Origin of the sequence: Streptococcus sp. 2100, from assembly GCF_013276335.1 — a bacterium.
In the GTDB taxonomy this organism is placed as follows: domain Bacteria; phylum Bacillota; class Bacilli; order Lactobacillales; family Streptococcaceae; genus Streptococcus; species Streptococcus pseudopneumoniae.
In genome coordinates this window covers 14,629-30,056 of sequence record NZ_VMKV01000020.1, presented here as the reverse complement: position 1 = coordinate 30,056, position 15,428 = coordinate 14,629, and the positions used below count along the sequence as shown (strand labels likewise).

The 15,428-nt window shown below is 38.8% G+C and carries 12 protein-coding genes, 6 pseudogenes and 1 riboswitch; of the genes and pseudogenes, 15 read left to right on the top strand and 3 right to left on the bottom strand.

Annotated features, from left to right (window positions below):
• Positions 1-202: 202 nt before the first annotated feature.
• The 3 genes and pseudogenes from HT669_RS03875 to trkA all read right to left on the bottom strand — a co-directional run.
• Positions 203-1,156, bottom strand: a pseudogene (locus tag HT669_RS03875) (potassium transporter TrkG); the annotation flags it as partial.
• A complete protein-coding gene (locus HT669_RS11490) occupies positions 1,157-1,390 on the bottom strand; it encodes a hypothetical protein (RefSeq protein WP_007285018.1) in 234 nt (77 codons plus the stop codon).
• Positions 1,391-1,393: 3 nt separating this feature from the next.
• Complete coding sequence (gene trkA / locus HT669_RS03870) at positions 1,394-2,743, bottom strand: Trk system potassium transporter TrkA (protein ID WP_000691705.1); 1,350 nt, start codon at positions 2,741-2,743, stop codon at positions 1,394-1,396.
• Positions 2,744-2,930: 187 nt separating this feature from the next.
• On the opposite strand from trkA, the gene HT669_RS03865 reads away from it, so the two are divergent.
• From HT669_RS03865 to HT669_RS03795, 15 genes and pseudogenes are all read left to right on the top strand, one after another.
• Positions 2,931-3,779 carry an S-adenosyl-l-methionine hydroxide adenosyltransferase family protein gene (locus tag HT669_RS03865; RefSeq protein ID WP_001063603.1) on the top strand — a complete coding sequence of 283 codons (849 nt, stop codon included), beginning with the start codon at positions 2,931-2,933 and terminating at the stop codon, positions 3,777-3,779.
• Between the two features lie 15 nt (positions 3,780-3,794).
• Entirely contained in the window at positions 3,795-4,340 is a 546-nt protein-coding gene (locus HT669_RS03860) for an ECF-type riboflavin transporter substrate-binding protein (RefSeq protein WP_000795930.1), read from the top strand.
• Positions 4,341-4,605: 265 nt separating this feature from the next.
• Positions 4,606-6,288 (top strand): ABC transporter ATP-binding protein, encoded by a 1,683-nt coding sequence (locus HT669_RS03855; RefSeq protein ID WP_000656513.1) that lies wholly within the window; start codon positions 4,606-4,608, stop codon positions 6,286-6,288.
• Entirely contained in the window at positions 6,273-7,103 is an 831-nt protein-coding gene (locus HT669_RS03850) for an energy-coupling factor transporter transmembrane component T (RefSeq protein WP_001148088.1), read from the top strand. Before HT669_RS03855 ends, HT669_RS03850 begins: the two co-directional genes overlap by 16 nt.
• A gap of 192 nt (positions 7,104-7,295) precedes the next feature.
• Positions 7,296-7,799: a tRNA (cytidine(34)-2'-O)-methyltransferase gene (locus HT669_RS03845; protein WP_000181376.1), complete on the top strand. Its 504-nt coding sequence runs from the start codon at positions 7,296-7,298 to the stop codon at positions 7,797-7,799.
• A 53-nt stretch (positions 7,800-7,852) separates the two neighbouring features.
• A riboswitch (FMN riboswitch) is annotated at positions 7,853-8,071 on the top strand.
• 163 nt (positions 8,072-8,234) lie between these two features.
• Positions 8,235-8,798: an ECF transporter S component gene (locus HT669_RS03840; protein ID WP_172933627.1), complete on the top strand. Its 564-nt coding sequence runs from the start codon at positions 8,235-8,237 to the stop codon at positions 8,796-8,798.
• Positions 8,788-9,438, top strand: coding sequence for a phosphatase PAP2 family protein (locus HT669_RS03835; protein WP_000653436.1), 651 nt, complete (start codon positions 8,788-8,790; stop codon positions 9,436-9,438). Before HT669_RS03840 ends, HT669_RS03835 begins: the two co-directional genes overlap by 11 nt.
• Before the next feature lie 111 nt (positions 9,439-9,549).
• Entirely contained in the window at positions 9,550-10,422 is an 873-nt protein-coding gene (locus HT669_RS03830; protein WP_078836295.1) for a helix-turn-helix transcriptional regulator, read from the top strand.
• 199 nt (positions 10,423-10,621) lie between these two features.
• Positions 10,622-11,842, top strand: coding sequence for an MFS transporter (locus HT669_RS03825; protein ID WP_001091363.1), 1,221 nt, complete (start codon positions 10,622-10,624; stop codon positions 11,840-11,842).
• 26 nt (positions 11,843-11,868) lie between these two features.
• Positions 11,869-11,997: pseudogene (locus HT669_RS03820) on the top strand (phosphatase PAP2 family protein); the annotation flags it as partial.
• 556 nt (positions 11,998-12,553) lie between these two features.
• A complete protein-coding gene (locus HT669_RS03815) occupies positions 12,554-13,750 on the top strand; it encodes an MFS transporter (protein WP_100127924.1) in 1,197 nt (398 codons plus the stop codon).
• 143 nt (positions 13,751-13,893) lie between these two features.
• Positions 13,894-14,590, top strand: a pseudogene (locus tag HT669_RS03810) (IS5 family transposase); the annotation flags it as partial.
• Between the two features lie 102 nt (positions 14,591-14,692).
• Positions 14,693-14,800, top strand: a pseudogene (locus HT669_RS03805) (IS5/IS1182 family transposase); the annotation flags it as partial.
• A gap of 9 nt (positions 14,801-14,809) precedes the next feature.
• A pseudogene (locus tag HT669_RS03800) lies at positions 14,810-14,932 on the top strand (chromosome partitioning protein ParB); the annotation flags it as partial.
• A 4-nt stretch (positions 14,933-14,936) separates the two neighbouring features.
• Positions 14,937-15,386: pseudogene (locus HT669_RS03795) on the top strand (GNAT family N-acetyltransferase).
• Positions 15,387-15,428 lie beyond the last annotated feature (42 nt).

Sequence of the window (15,428 nt, the reverse complement as noted above, 5' to 3'; positions counted from 1 at the left end):
ATTAAGTGATAAAGTCGGGCAGATAGATCTGACGCAGTTTGAAGAGATTTTCATTGAGGATAAGTCAGGTACTGAAATGTCTGATCGGGATTTAAAGATATAATAAAATGAAATAAGAATAGGACAAATCAATCGGGACAGTCAAATCGATTTCTAACAATGTTTTAGAAGTCCAGATGTACTATTCTAGTTTCAATCTACCATACTTGAGAATTTTATGCTGGGTATCCTTATCAATCACCGTTTGATTCACATGGAGAGTCAAAACACGGTGGGGAGATAGAATGGACAAAATTTGATTTTTGGCAATTTTTGAAAGGATGAGGCCTCGAATAATCTTGAGTCCACCTGCAGTTGATCCAGCAGAGCCACCGATTGCCATGAGGAAAAGGAGGATAAACTGGGAGAAGAGGGGCCAGTTGGTAATATCTCCATATCCAAAACCAGTTGTTGTAATGATGTTGGAAACCTGGAAGAAGGCCATTTCAAAGCTCTTTGAAAACCCTGGGTAGAGGTAGAGGGTGTTGAGGCTAATCAAGCCTGTAGAAACCAGTACAATGACCAAGTAAGCCCGAAGTTCTTCGTCACCAAAGAAGGCCTTGATGCGACGGAGCATGAGGTAGTAGTAGAGGTTGAAATTTACCCCAAAAACCAGAACTCCGATACTGACCAGATAGGTAATCAGTGAGCTGCCATAGTGGGCAATTCCGTCGTTATAGACGGTAAAGCCTCCAGTTCCCGCTGTCCCCGTAGCAATGACAAAACTATCGTAGAGAGGCATGCCAGCTAGATAATAGATGATGACAAAGAGGGAGAAGAGAGCTAGATAAAGGAGATAGAGAATCTGGGCAGTGTTTTTTAGTTTGGATACAACCTTGCCAAAAACAGGACCTGGAACCTCAGCCTTCATCACCTCTAGGTGGCTATTTTTGGCATTGTCCATAATAGCAAGTGCAAAAACAAGCACTCCCATCCCTCCAATCAAGTGGGTAAAACTTCGCCAGAAGAGGAGGGAACGGCTGAGAACCGAAACGTCGTTCAAAATACTTGCTCCAGTAGTTGTAAAGCCAGAACTAATTTCAAAAAAGGCATCAATAACGCTAGGGATTTGCCCAGAAAAGACAAAGGGGAGACCACCAAAGAAGGACCAAAGGATTCAACAGAGGGCCACAATCAAGATTCCCTCCTTGGCATAAATCCGTTGATTTTTTGGCTTTTGTAAAATTCCTGAGCCACCTAGTAATACCAGAATTCCAATCGTTGTAAAGAGGGCTGTAAAGACTTGGCTCGATTCACGGTAATAGAGAGCGACAGCTACAGGAACCAAAAGGAGAACCGCTTCAATCAAAAGTAACTTTGAAAGGAGGTAGCGAATCATACTTTTATTCATTTCTTACCTCGCGATCAAGTCATAAATCTTAGTGATATTCGGCAACAAGGTTGTTACTAGGAGCTTGTCTCCAACTTCCAACATATCCTCCCCAGTTGGGAAAATCGTTTTGCCCTTTCGAATGATAGCTGCAATAAGAACCCCTTTTTTCAATTTCAGTTGAGAAAGAGGTTTGGCAGTCATTTTATTGGCTTCCTTGATATGGAATTGCAGGGTTTCGATTTGGCCATTGGCTAGATGGTGCATGGCTTGAAGGTCTGAATACTGGGCATTAACCCGACCACGAATAAAGTGCATAATCGTGTCTACGGCAATACTTTTAGGTGTGATGATACTTGAAAAATCAGGCGCATTGATAATTTCGAGGAGACTGGTACGATTGACCTTGGTAATATTTTTCTGTACACCTACCCTGTCCAGGAACATAGAGGTAATCAGATTTTCCTCATCGACCCCTGTTAGAGTCGCAACGGCATCATAGTTTTGAGCACTTTCTTCCAGCAGGATATCTTGTGCGGTACCATCTCCTTGAACGATGTAGAGGTTTGGGAATTTCTCGCTAAAGAAGCTAGCGATTTCAGGATTGATTTCAATAATCTTAGTATCAATACGACTATCTTTGAGGATACCTAGTAGATAATAGGCAATTCTACCAGCTCCAACAATAAGAAGACCCTTCACGGCACGAGACTTGAAATAATTATGGAAGAGCATCATATCAACACGGTTACCAGTGACAAAGATTCTATCTTTATCCTGTACAGTCATGTTACCGCTTGGAATGATAATTTGATGATCTCTTTCTATCGCACGACAATGACATTGCCAAATTTTTTTCCGAAAATCAGAAATGGGCATTTGGCAAAGACTACTGGAGGATTTAACAGTGAATTCCATCAAGCTGACCCGTCCACCAAAGAAACGTTCGACAGATAGAGCGTTGGGGAAGTCAATGATGTTGGCGATAGCGCGGGCAGCCAAGAGCTCAGGGTTAACGATAAGAGAAAAACCGAGAATATTCTTTTCTTTGAAATAGGAGTTAGAATATTCAGGGTTCCGCACCCGAACGATGGTCTCTTTAGCTCCCATTTTTTTGGCTAGAACAGCTGCAATCATGTTGACTTCATCGTACTCAGTCAGGGTGATAAAGATATCACAATCTTGGACGCTGGCTTGCTCAAGAATGGCAAAATCGACCCCGTTACCAAGGATACCCATGATATCAAAGCGACTGACAATATGATTGAGAACAGCTTCGTCTTGCTCAATCAGCAAAACATCATGCTTTTCTGCAACCAAGGAGCGACAGAGGGCAAAACTAACTTTTCCCCCTCCGACAAGGATAATTTTCATAATAAAACCTACTTTTTCATGATGTAACTATCATATCCTTTTTCAAAAAAAATGCACCTACTAGCCAATAAGGGAGAACTTTTAGCGGAAATCTGCTATAAGGTAAAACTATACCCTAACCAATTGAAATAGCTATTAGCACCTTTCTCTGAAATATGGTATGATAAAGGGTATGCAAGGAGACAAAATGAATAATAATTTACTGGTACTACAATCAGACTTTGGTCTGGTTGATGGTGCGGTATCGGCTATGATTGGAGTGGCTTTAGAAGAGTCTCCAACATTAAAAATTCATCACTTGACGCACGATATCACGCCTTATAATATTTTTGAGGGTAGTTACCGTCTCTTTCAGACGGTGGATTACTGGCCTGAGGGAACGACTTTTGTATCGGTTGTCGATCCAGGTGTCGGCTCGAAACGTAAGAGTGTGGTTGCCAAGACTGCAAACAATCAATACATTGTCACGCCAGATAATGGGACTCTTTCTTTTATCAAGAAACACGTTGGTATTGTAGCCGTTCGTGAAATTTCTGAGGTAGCTAATAGGCGTCAAAACACAGAGCATTCTTATACTTTCCACGGTCGTGATGTCTATGCCTATACTGGTGCTAAACTGGCCAGTGGTCACATTTCTTTTGAGGAAGTGGGGCCAGAGCTCAGTGTGGATCAGATTGTGGAACTTCCAGTCGTAGAGACCATTAGTGAAGATCATCTGGTGAAGGGAGCCATTGATATTCTGGATGTGCGTTTTGGTTCGCTTTGGACCTCTATTACGCGAGAAGAATTTTACAAACTGGAACCAGAATTTGGTGACCGTTTTGAAGTGACCATCTATCACGCTGATATGCTGGTCTATCAAAATCAGGTTGTTTATGGCAAATCATTTGCAGATGTGAGAATTGGGCAACCCATCCTTTACATCAACTCTCTCTATCGTTTAGGTCTGGCTATCAACCAAGGTTCCTTTGCCAAGGCCTATAATGTAGGTGTCGGTTCATCTTGGACCATTGAAATAAAGAAAATAGAATCATAAAATAGGAGAATATAGATGAAAAATCAATCAATTAAACAAGTTGTTGCTGTAGGAATTGGCGCTGCCCTCTTTGTCGTCATCGGGATGATCAACATTCCGACCCCTGTTCCAAATACAAGCATCCAGCTTCAGTATGCGGTACAAGCGCTACTTTCTATTATTTTTGGACCGATTATCGGTTTGCTTGTCGGGTTGATTGGTCATGCAATCAAGGACTCTCTTGCTGGTTACGGTCTGTGGTGGACTTGGATTATCGCTAGTGGGCTCTTTGGTCTAGCTGTGGGGCTATTTAGAAAGTACGTTCGCGTGATCAATGGTGTCTTTGACTGGAAAGATATTCTTATTTTTAACCTCATTCAACTACTTGCAAATGCCCTTGTTTGGGGTGTCTTGGCACCACTTGGAGATGTTGTGATTTATCAAGAAGCTGCAGAAAAAGTATTTGCCCAAGGAATTGTTGCGGGAATTGCTAATGGTGTATCTGTAGCTATTGCAGGAACTCTTCTCTTGCTTGCCTATGCAGGAACTCAAACTCGTGCAGGAAGTTTGAAAAAGGACTAAAATGATGGAGAAGGCTGGGCAACCAGTCTTTTTCGATGTTTATAGATTAGTTAGGCAAGTAAGCTAGGATAGGAATCTTTTTGGCGCTAAGTTTTTAATAGAAGAGTCTGCAAGAAGGGGTAGATTTATGATAAAATAGAAGTCTAATACTCTGCGAAAATTAAATTCAAACCGCGTCAGCTCTATCTGCAACNNAACCTACGGCTAGCTTCCTGGTTTGCTCTTTGATTTTCATTGAGTAGAAGAAGCGAATGAAGAGAGTAAGATGAAAGAAGCTATAATTGAGTGGAAGGATTTCTCTTTCCAGTATGAAACACAACAAGAACCGACCTTGCAAGGGATAGACTTGACCATTTACAAGGGAGAGAAAGTCTTAATTGTTGGACCATCTGGATCAGGTAAATCTACCTTGGGTCAGTGTTTGAATGGGATTATTCCCAATATTTACAAGGGTCAGACATATGGAGAATTTTTGATAAAGGGTCAAACAGCCTTTGATATGAGCATCTATGATAAGTCTCATCTGGTTAGCACAGTTTTGCAGGATACAGATGGGCAGTTTATCGGCTTATCTGTGGCAGAGGACTTGGCTTTTGCTCTAGAAAATGATGTAACAAGTCTAGAAGAGATGAAAAGTCGTGTTCATAAATGGGCTGAAAAGCTGGACCTTCTCCCTTTACTAGCTCAGCGTCCTCAAGACTTGTCTGGTGGACAAAAGCAGCGAGTTAGTCTAGCCGGTGTCTTGATTGATGAAAGTCCGATTCTCTTGTTTGATGAGCCACTCGCCAATCTGGATCCCAAGTCAGGTCAGGATATTATTGAATTGATTGATCAGATTCATAAGGAGGAGGGGACGACGACCCTTATTATCGAGCACCGTTTGGAAGATGTTCTGCATCGACCTGTGGATCGGATTGTCTTGATAAACGATGGCCGTATCCTCTTTAATGGAAGTCCTGATCAGTTATTGGCGACTGATTTGTTGACCCAAAATGGAATTCGCGAACCCCTTTATCTCACCACTCTCCGTCAATTGGGTGTGGATTTAGCCAAGGAAGAACAGTTAGCAGATCTGGATAACTTGTCTATCTCAAAAGGTCAGGTTCAGTTGCAGAATGAACTGGCAAAAGAGATGCCAGATTTGCAGTCACTTTTTAGACTAGAGGAGGTTTCTTTTTCTTATGATGATAGACCGATTTTAAAATCCCTACATTTGGATATTAAAAAGGGTGAAAAGATTGCCATTGTCGGGAAAAATGGAGCAGGGAAGTCAACTCTAGCCAAGGCCTTAAGTAGCTTTATTCAGACGGAAGGTCGCTATCTTTGGGAAGGGCAGGATATAAAAGGAGATTCTGTTGCAGAGCGGGCGGAACGAGTAGGCTATGTGCTGCAAAATCCTAATCAAATGATTTCAACTAACATGATTTTTGATGAGGTGGCTCTGGGACTTCGTTTGCGAGGTGTGGATGAGAAGGAAATTGAAACGAGAGTCTATGAAACTTTGAAAATCTGTGGTCTCTATGAATTCCGTAATTGGCCTATTTCTGCCCTGTCATTTGGTCAGAAAAAACGTGTCACTATTGCCTCGATTTTGGTTTTAGGAGCTGAAATTATCCTCTTAGATGAACCGACAGCAGGTCAAGACCAGAAGAACTATACTGAGATTATGGAATTTCTCGAAGAGTTGCATCAAAAAGGTCATACCATCGTCATGATTACGCATGATATGCAATTGATGCTGGATTATTCAGACAGGGCCCTTGTCATGGTTGATGGAGAACTGATTGCTGATACTGATCCAGCTAGTCTGTTGAGCAATCCTGAGCTGTTAGTAAAAGCCAATCTAAAAGAAACTTCAATCTTCAACTTGGCTAAAAAACTAGACGTGGATCCACTTGCTTTAACGGCATTTTACAAAGAAAGGAGAGAAGGATGCAAGCTAAATTAATTGGTTACCAGCATAGAGATACTGTGATTCATCGCTTGTCAGGAGCTGGTAAACTTCTCTTTTTCATCCTCGTGTCATTGGCGGCCATGATTAGCTATGATACCAGACTGCTTGTTCTGATTGCCATCTTTTCGGTCTTTCTCCTCTATTTGTCAGAAATCCGTTTTAAAGATGTTTCCTTTGTGGCCGTTTTTGCGACGGTATTTGCCGTTTTAAACGTTTTGATGGTCTATCTCTTTTCTCCTGAGTATGGGGTTGGACTTTACGGAGAGAGAAGTGTGATTTGGCAGGGAATCGGTGCCTACACTCTGACCAGCCAGGAGCTCTTTTATCTGCTAAATCTGGCCATTAAGTACCTTTGTACCATTCCTCTGGCTATTATCTTTTTGATGACAACCCATCCTAGTCAGTTTGCTTCTAGTTTAAATCAAATTGGTGTGCCTTACAAGATTGCCTATTCAGTCAGTCTGACCTTGCGCTATATTCCAGATTTGCAGGAAGAATTCTTTACTATCAAAATGTCTCAGGAGGCGCGTGGGATGGAATTATCCAAGAAAGCTTCTCTTATGCAACGAATCAAAGGCAATTTGCGCATTATTACTCCCTTGATTTTTAGCTCGCTAGAACGCATTGATACCATCGCGACTGCCATGGAGCTTCGGCGCTTTGGGAAAGAGAAAAAACGCACTTGGTATAGTTATCAGGCCTTGAAAAAAGGAGACTATCTTACCTTGTTCTTGGCAGCCTTGTTTTTAGTAGCTAGTTTACTACTTATCTTGCAGAATCAAGGACGATTTTACAATCCTTGGAAATAGCTTGAAAAAATTGAAAAAATCAAGTCGTTTCTATTGACAATGATTCTGAAAGTGTTATACTAAGAAAGTAGTTTCGCTGATTTACTTCAAACCTGTTGTGAGGTAAGTTAACGATGCCTTAACCACGCTGTTTGCTGAGCTTGACTCCGGGCAGTGTGGCTATTTTTTTGCAATGGTGAAAGGAAGCAAGTCATGACAAATCACATTGTATTATTTGAACCACAAATTCCACAAAATACAGGCAATATCGCGCGTACTTGTGCTGCGACCAATTCTCCCCTCCACATCATCAAGCCAATGGGCTTTCCTATTGACGACCGCAAGATGAAGCGAGCTGGATTGGATTATTGGGATAAACTAGAGATTTATTTTTACGAGAGTTTGGAGGATTTCATGTCTCATATGAAGGGCAAACTCTATCTGATCTCAAAATTTGCTGAGAAAGTGTATTCTGATGTGGATTTATCGACTGACGAGGACCATTATTTTCTCTTTGGACGTGAAGACAAGGGCTTGCCTGAGGACTTTATGCGAGAACATCCTGAGAAGGCTCTCCGTATTCCCATGAATGATGAACATGTCCGCAGTCTCAATGTGTCTAATACCGTCTGCATGATTGTCTACGAAGCCCTCCGCCAGCAGCACTTTGCAGGTCTTGAGCTCGTTCATACCTATGAAGCAGATAAATTGAAATAAAAAATGAAAATGAACAAAATGCTTGCGCTTGCAAGCGTTTTTTGTTATGATAAAAGAGTCTTCAGGGCAGGGTGTGATTCCCGACCGGCGGTAAATTTGACTAGCTATTTTAGCTTTCTCGTCGTTGTCTTGTCTCGATATACTTTAAGTATTATCTTCGACTGCGACGCCTAGATAAATCTAAAATATCTTAGCCAAATAAGTCCGCGAGCGCAAGCTGATGTGGTGAGATTCCACAACCGACAGTATAGTCTGGATGGGAGAAGACGAAAGAATAGCTTTGTCTGTTCTGATAGATTTATAGCTAAACTGTAACCGCTTGCTTGAATTTCCTTAATAGAGTGAGAGGGAACTTTTGGGATATAAAAAGTGAGAATAGATAGAGGAATCCTTTCTAACTTCTTCTGATTTTATAGAAAATTGGAGGAACCTGTTATGACAAACACACGTCGACTTTCGACCATTGCGATCTTATCAGCCATCTCATTTGTGCTGATGTACTTTGACTTTCCGCTCTTGCCAGCGGCATCCTTCCTCAAGATCGAATTTAGTATCTTGCCAGTCCTTGTGGGTCTGGTGGTCATGGATTTGCCTGCTGCTCTAGGAGTGCTCTTGCTTCGCTCACTCTTGAAATTGCTTCTTAACAGCCAAGGAGTGAATACTTACATTGGTTTGCCGATGAATATCGTAGCTTTGGGAGTTTTTGTCATCGTATTTGCTTTGATTTGGAAAAAGGAACGGACAACCCTTCGTTTCCTACTAGGCTTTCTAGCTGGAACTATTGGTTTAACCGTGGCTATGTTGGTTCTCAACTATGTTTATGCTGTTCCTTTGTACGCTAAGTTTGCTAACTTTGATATTGGAAAAATTTTGGGACTTTCCAACTACCTAATGACCATGGTATTACCTTTTAACTTGATTGAGGGTGTAATCTTTTCCGTTTCATTCTGGTTGTTGTACGTCCTTTTGAAACCAACCTTAAAACACTATGAAAGATAAACAAACATTTTTAATGAAGGGCAGTTTTGCCCTTTTACTTTTCGTTATTCTTGGCTACATGGTCAAATTTTACCCTGAAACGCTGGTCGGTTTTGACCAATTGATTCAAACGGTAGTTCGAGGAGATTTGCCAGATTACTTGACTATTCTTTTCAAAGCCATCACACGCTTGATTGATATCCCAGTGATTATCACTTGGGTTGTTATTACAGCTTTTGTCTTTTATCGTAAGCGATGGAAGATAGAAAGTTTCTTCATGCTGGGGAATTTGGCTTTAGCGGGTCTTTTAATCGTGACCTTTAAAAATATCTACCAGCGCCCACGACCAGCTATCTTACATCTTGTGGAGGAGAAGGGATTTTCCTTCCCAAGTGGGCATTCTCTGGCTGTAACTTTGATGGTAGGTACTCTAATTGTCATTCTCAGTCAACGAATTAAAAATCCAGTCTGGAGAAAAATTGTACAAATCGTCCTTGGCCTCTACCTAGTTAGTGTGCTGGTATCAAGGGTATATCTGGGAGTTCATTATCCATCAGACGTTCTTGCCAGTCTCTGTCTGGGTTTGGGAGTCCTGTTTATCGAATTTCCCTTCTATGACAAGATCCGCTTCCAATGGCGATTTAAAGGCAAGCAGAAGTGATGGAAAAGATAAAAAATTGTACAAATACAAATAGAAACATATGAAATATATACTTGAAACATGTTTTGGCGTTTGATGTATTTTAATAAATAAAGCAAGGAGGAAGAAAGTGTGGGTATGTTATTAGCGACACGCTTAAAAAATAAAAGAAAGGAATTAAAATTATCTCAAAAAGAATTAGCTGAGGGGATTTGTGAGCAAGGGCAGATTAGCCGTATGGAGCAAGGTAAATATTCACCTGGGTCAGAATTACTCTTTCAACTATCTAAGCGATTGAAGGTGAGCATGGATTATTTCTTTGAAGATACTGAGGTTTCTAGTTTAGAAAATATTGATAAGTTTAAAGAATTATCTAAGAAATTTTTGGATGAGAGGGAATATGAATCTCTCCATTACATCTATGAACTGGAAAAATCTAAACGTGCTCGTCTATCTGCTAAAGACCAGATTTATTTGGACTGGATTGATACATTAGTTCAATTCTGTTATTTAAATCATCAAACAGGGGCAGTTGCGAAACTGGAAAAAATACTGTTATCTCTGAAAAAATCTGATTTTTACTATCTACAACTAGGAAATACCTTGGCTAATTTTTATTTTGATATGGGGCAGGAAGACACATATCAGGAACTCTATCAACTTTTAAAAGAGAACCTCCAGTCACTATCTGTTCATCATTTGGAACAGTTAGAATTGATGATTAAATTCCGATATAACTATTGTAGATATTTGTGGTTGAATGAACGAACATCTGAAGCTATAGAAGAAATTACAGAAACGATAGCTATTTGTAAAAGATATAATAGTAGTTATCGATTAGCAGATTTGTATTGTTTATTGGGAAATATAAGCGAGAGCTTTGCTGAAAGGGATAGGATACTAGGTTTTTATCAAGTATCTTATCAGCTTTACAAGCACGAAGAGAACCAGAGAATGATGCTAGAAATTGAGAAGGAAATGAAATTATTGGAAAGTGAAGATTAAGAAAAAGATTTGTATTTTTAGATAACTTAAATTCATATTTCAAAAAAAATAAAAAAACACCATAAAAATTATTGACAAACCAAAATTGATGTATTAGAATATCATCAATAGTTTTTGATTTTGGTATTGGAGCTTTGGGGATATATTGGGCGTTGTTAGGATTTCAATTTCCTTTTGAGCTGAAGAAGGAGGCAATCCAATGAATACTTTTCTGACCAATAAAAATTACCGGATGTTGCTAATTAATCAATGGGTTTCGTCATTTGGTGATACGCTGTTTTATATTTCATTTATTTCTTATGTATCGGGATATAAATTTGCTTCATTAGCTGTTCTTTGTATAACAGTTTCGGAGACTTTGCCGCAGATTTCTCAGTTGTTCACAGGCGTTATTGCCGATTTTCAAAAAAATCGTGTTGCAAAATATATTGCTATATTGGCAAGTAAGTTTCTGCTTTATACTCTATTGACACTGTTTGTAACGGATAAGAACTTTTCTATGGGGATGGTTTTTCTTATTTGTGGCATCAATCTTTTATCAGATACCATGAGTTATTTTGCAGGTGCTATGATTTCTCCTTTGTATGTGAGGATTATAGGAGATGATATGACAGATGCTATGGGGTTTAGACAGGCAACTGCTGGTGTAGTTAATATTCTTAGCAACCTTACAGGTGGAGTTTTGATTGGGGTCATCAGTCTTCAGATGTTTGTGGGTTTGAATGCTTTGACCTTTCTTTTTGCACTGTTGGGTGTGGTGTTTATTCGTACTTCTTTGAGAGATATTGAGGGACAGATGGAGGTTAGTAAAAGATTAACCGCAAAATCTTTTGGAGAGCATTTCCTCTATTCTATGAAGATATTGTCAAGTTTTCCAACCATCATCAAATTAATATTCATTGCAGCTATGAACCAAGTGATTTTAAGCATTATTACCCCTTTAACGACTTTGATGTTGATTCATCATCCATTTATCTTCTTTGACACTGGGAAATCCATTGCAGCATTGTCAGTGGTTATTTTTTCAGGAACGATTGTGGGAAGTTTTTTGAGTGGAGGTATCCTAAAAAATATTCCCATAAAAATGATTGTCTACTTTGAAGAAATTATGCATCTCTGTATTCTCTTTTCTTGGTTGATCAATCATTTCCTCCTTTTATTGGTAGTTGTCTTCTTATGCGCAGTTGCAGTAGGAATGATGGGGCCTCGGATTTTCAACCTTGTATTCTCGATGGTTCCAGAAGAAGTCATGGGAACCATCCAGTCAGTGCTTGGAGTATTCAATGTTGTTGTACCAGGAATTCTTAGCATGCTCATCGTTGCCTTAGCGAGTGCTACAAACCTAAAAATCACAGTGCTTCCACTTTTTATTTTTGTATTGACTGCCTTAGCAATTGTGAAAGCAATGAAAATAGAGTAATAGTAGTATGAACTACTGTCTCTTTTTGGGTGGGAGTTCATTACCCATCAGACGTTCTTGCCAGTCTCTGTCTGGGTTTGGGAGTCTTGTTTATCGAGTTTCCCTTTTATGACAAGCTCCGCTTCCAATGGCGATTTAAAGGCAAACAGAAGTGAGTATCGAATTCCCTTGAGGAGAAAGAAATGAAAGTCAATATAGCATATCTTCATCCGACTCAACTATACTTATTAGAAAAATGGACCATTCTGTATTATCCCATTACGCTGATTTAAGTTGGAGGAGCTCTTCCCATGCAACCTTAGAGCTTATAAAGAGTCCGATCAATACCGTCCAGCTAGAAATTAGGAGGAATCAGCAAGTGATTCCCCTGTCCCTCATAGAGTGATTATAAAACCATACGATAAATGTACCTCCTTAATTAATAAAATCAGACTTTACATGTTTAGAGAGATCACTGTTTCCAAGAGATACCATAATTCCTACCGTAAGCAATATTATATTTCTATCTATTTTAGTCACCACCTAAAACTATGATTTTGCAAGAAAGGTTATGGAATTCTCAAGCAATATGGCTAAAATTAGATAGATATACAAAAGGAAAGGTAGAAGCTTTCATATGTATGGTATATCAACACGAGAGCATAGTAATTGCGTAAAATATATTTTTTTGCTATACTAATCAATATTTATTTGCAAAAGGAATGAGTTAAGATAAGCAATAATAATTTTAAATACTTACTTTGCAATCAAATTTTTAACTTGATTGCAAATATTTTTTTCAGTGTAACAATCATCTCAAAGGTTTATTCACAAAGTAATTCTATCAGTGAATCAACATTTGTTTTGATAATAGGAACTATTTCAGCAGTTATAGGAGGTTTGATTGGACCTATTTTTTTAGACAAAATTTCACATAAAAATGTATTGTCGTTTACTAATCTGATTGGTGGGCTAGTTACTCTGTCTTATACCATTATCAGTTCATTTAATGATAGTATTATAATAACCTATTCCACAGTCTTTTTAATAAGCATCACCAATAGTTTTTATACTCCTGCACGTCTAGCTATTGTTCCTAGTATAGTTGATAATGATGCGATAGTAAAAGCAAACGGTCTCACCCTAAGCATTCGTCAATCCGTTCAAACAGCAGGCTGGGCACTTGCAATTCCATTGTCTACGTTACTAGGTTTGCAATATTCATTATATTGTATATCTTTGTGTTTCTTGCTCTCCTCAGTTCTAAGTTTTTATATTCACGTTGAAAAGAATCAACATAAACCAAACTCTTCCAAAAGTTCATATGTATATCAAATTTTTGAAGGTCTCATACCTATAAGGGATAATCCTGTCATCAGGGATATAACTATTATGGATATTATTGAAAATTTTGCAAATGTGATTTGGACATCTTCATACCTCCTAGCATTTACAACCACTATCCTTTTAACAAGTGAAACTTGGTGGGGATACCAGGGTTCAGCATACTTCTTAGGGATTATAGTTGGAGGAGGGGTAATAACAAAATACTCTCATAAACTTCAACATTTTCCAGGAAAATTTTTGTTTATATCATCACTTCTTGTTACACTACTCACACTATTTTACACTGTTAATAGAAGCCCTATCATAACAATTATTATTTCTTTTCTAGTCGGCCCCCCTGCACAAATTAGAAATATAATTCAAGAATCAATTATTCAAGAAAAAGTTGATCCTAGTATATTGGCAAGAGCTTTTGCTGCCAGAAGTGTTTTAATGCAACTAATGTATGCTGTAGCGCTAGTTTCATTTAGTTATCTAGCAGACTTAATTGGAATTTTGCCAGTATACTTTATTTCAGTTATCATTTATTTTGCAATTTCATTTATTCCTGTAATATCGTCAGCATTAAAAAAAACACTGTGAAATTATGTATTTTTATGGAGATATAAGACTTCATATATCGTTTTGAGTAGTTTATGAGTACAAGCTATGATAGTTTCCATCTTACTGCCTCCTATTCCATTAGATTAGACTTCCTGCGAAACAAAACATGGTATAGTAGTTCTATGAATTATGAAGCAAGTAAACAACTAACTGATGCACGATTTAAGCGTCTTGTTGGTGTTCAGCGCACCACTTTTGAAGAGATGTTAGCTGTATTGAAAACAGCTTATCAAGGTAAACACGCAAAAGGGGGACGAAAACCTAAACTAAGCCTAGAAGACCTTCTTATGGCGACTTCAATATGTGCGAGAATATCGAACTTATGAACAAATTGCGGCTGATTTTGGTATTCACGAAAGCAACTTAACCCATCGGAGTCAATGGGTTGAAGTAACTCTTGTTCAAAGTGGTTTTACGATTTCAAGAACTCCTCTCAGTTCTGAGGACACGGTAATGATTGATGCGACGGAAGTAAAAATCCATCGCCCTAAAAAACAATTAGCGAATGATTCTGGTAAAAAGAAATGCCACGCTATGAAGGCTCAAGCGATTGTCACAAGTCAAGGGAGAATTGTTTCTTTGGAGATCACTGTGAACTATTGTCATGATATGAAGTTGTTCAAAATGAGTCGCAGAAATATCGGACAAGCTGGTAAAATCTTGGCTGACAGTGGTTATCAAGGAATCATGAAGATAGATCCTCAAGCACAAACTCCACGTAAATCCAGCAAACTCAAGCCGCTAACAGCTGAAGATAAAGCCTATAACCATGCGCTATCTAAGGAGAGAATCAAGGTTGAGAGTATTTTTGACAAAGTATAGTAGATTGAAACTAGAATAGTACACCTCTACTTCTAAAACATTGTTAGAAATCGATTTGACTGTCTTGATTGATTTGTCCTGTTCTTATTTCATCTCACTATGAAAACGTTTAAAATATTTTCAACAACCTATCGAAATCATCGTAAACGCTTCGGATTACGAATGAATTTGATTGTTGGTATTATCAATCATGAACTAGGATTCTAGTTTTGCAGGAAGTCTATTTACTCTGTTTTTGATTTAGAAGATCGTATCCTAGCTCAAGATGGGTATGAAGCAAAATGGTATAACTGGTGTGATGGTTTTAATCAAGCAGCAACTCTTTTGTTGAAAAGGTAGTGCATTGTGTCTTGTTCCTTATTATAAGGTCAATCATTGTGAGGAAGCTTTTGCTTGGTATCAGGATGTGAACTTGGTTTACCTCGTAGATGGGGTGAAGCTTCCTTACAGTCAAGCGACCTTGGAAGCCATGTATTTCTATTTGGATCGGCATGGTGAGCCTTTTTGGATTGAAGTCAAGGAGAAGGGAGAATGGTTTCCAATTGGGGATATTACACTATCTCAGGATAATCTCCCCATTGTGATTGGGAATTCCGCTTACCAACATCGAGGACTTGGAAAAAAGATTCTAAGTGCTTTGATTGAATTTGCTTGAGTAAAAGGATGGAAAGAATTGAGAGTTAAGGAAATCTACACCTACAATCATGCTTCTAGGAGGTGTTTCAAGTCGCTTGGATTTGTGGAAAATGGAGCAACAGAAAAAGGAAGGAGTTTTATATTGGAATTAGTCTAATCCTGCCACTTTCTCCCCCTTAACCTTTGACTATTCCGCAAA

Excerpts from the sequence above, each read along its gene's own strand:
- HT669_RS03860 (WP_000795930.1), top strand. The coding sequence starts at position 3,795 with ATGAAAAATCAATCAATTAAACAAGTTGTTGCTGTAGGAATTGGCGCT.
- HT669_RS03840 (WP_172933627.1), top strand. The coding sequence starts at position 8,235 with ATGACAAACACACGTCGACTTTCGACCATTGCGATCTTATCAGCCATC.
- HT669_RS03865 (WP_001063603.1), top strand. The coding sequence starts at position 2,931 with ATGAATAATAATTTACTGGTACTACAATCAGACTTTGGTCTGGTTGAT.
- HT669_RS03850 (WP_001148088.1), top strand. The coding sequence starts at position 6,273 with ATGCAAGCTAAATTAATTGGTTACCAGCATAGAGATACTGTGATTCAT.
- trkA (WP_000691705.1), bottom strand. The coding sequence starts at position 2,743 with ATGAAAATTATCCTTGTCGGAGGGGGAAAAGTTAGTTTTGCCCTCTGT.
- HT669_RS11490 (WP_007285018.1), bottom strand. The coding sequence starts at position 1,390 with ATGAATAAAAGTATGATTCGCTACCTCCTTTCAAAGTTACTTTTGATT.
- HT669_RS03855 (WP_000656513.1), top strand. The coding sequence starts at position 4,606 with ATGAAAGAAGCTATAATTGAGTGGAAGGATTTCTCTTTCCAGTATGAA.
- HT669_RS03835 (WP_000653436.1), top strand. The coding sequence starts at position 8,788 with ATGAAAGATAAACAAACATTTTTAATGAAGGGCAGTTTTGCCCTTTTA.
- HT669_RS03845 (WP_000181376.1), top strand. The coding sequence starts at position 7,296 with ATGACAAATCACATTGTATTATTTGAACCACAAATTCCACAAAATACA.
- HT669_RS03825 (WP_001091363.1), top strand. The coding sequence starts at position 10,622 with ATGAATACTTTTCTGACCAATAAAAATTACCGGATGTTGCTAATTAAT.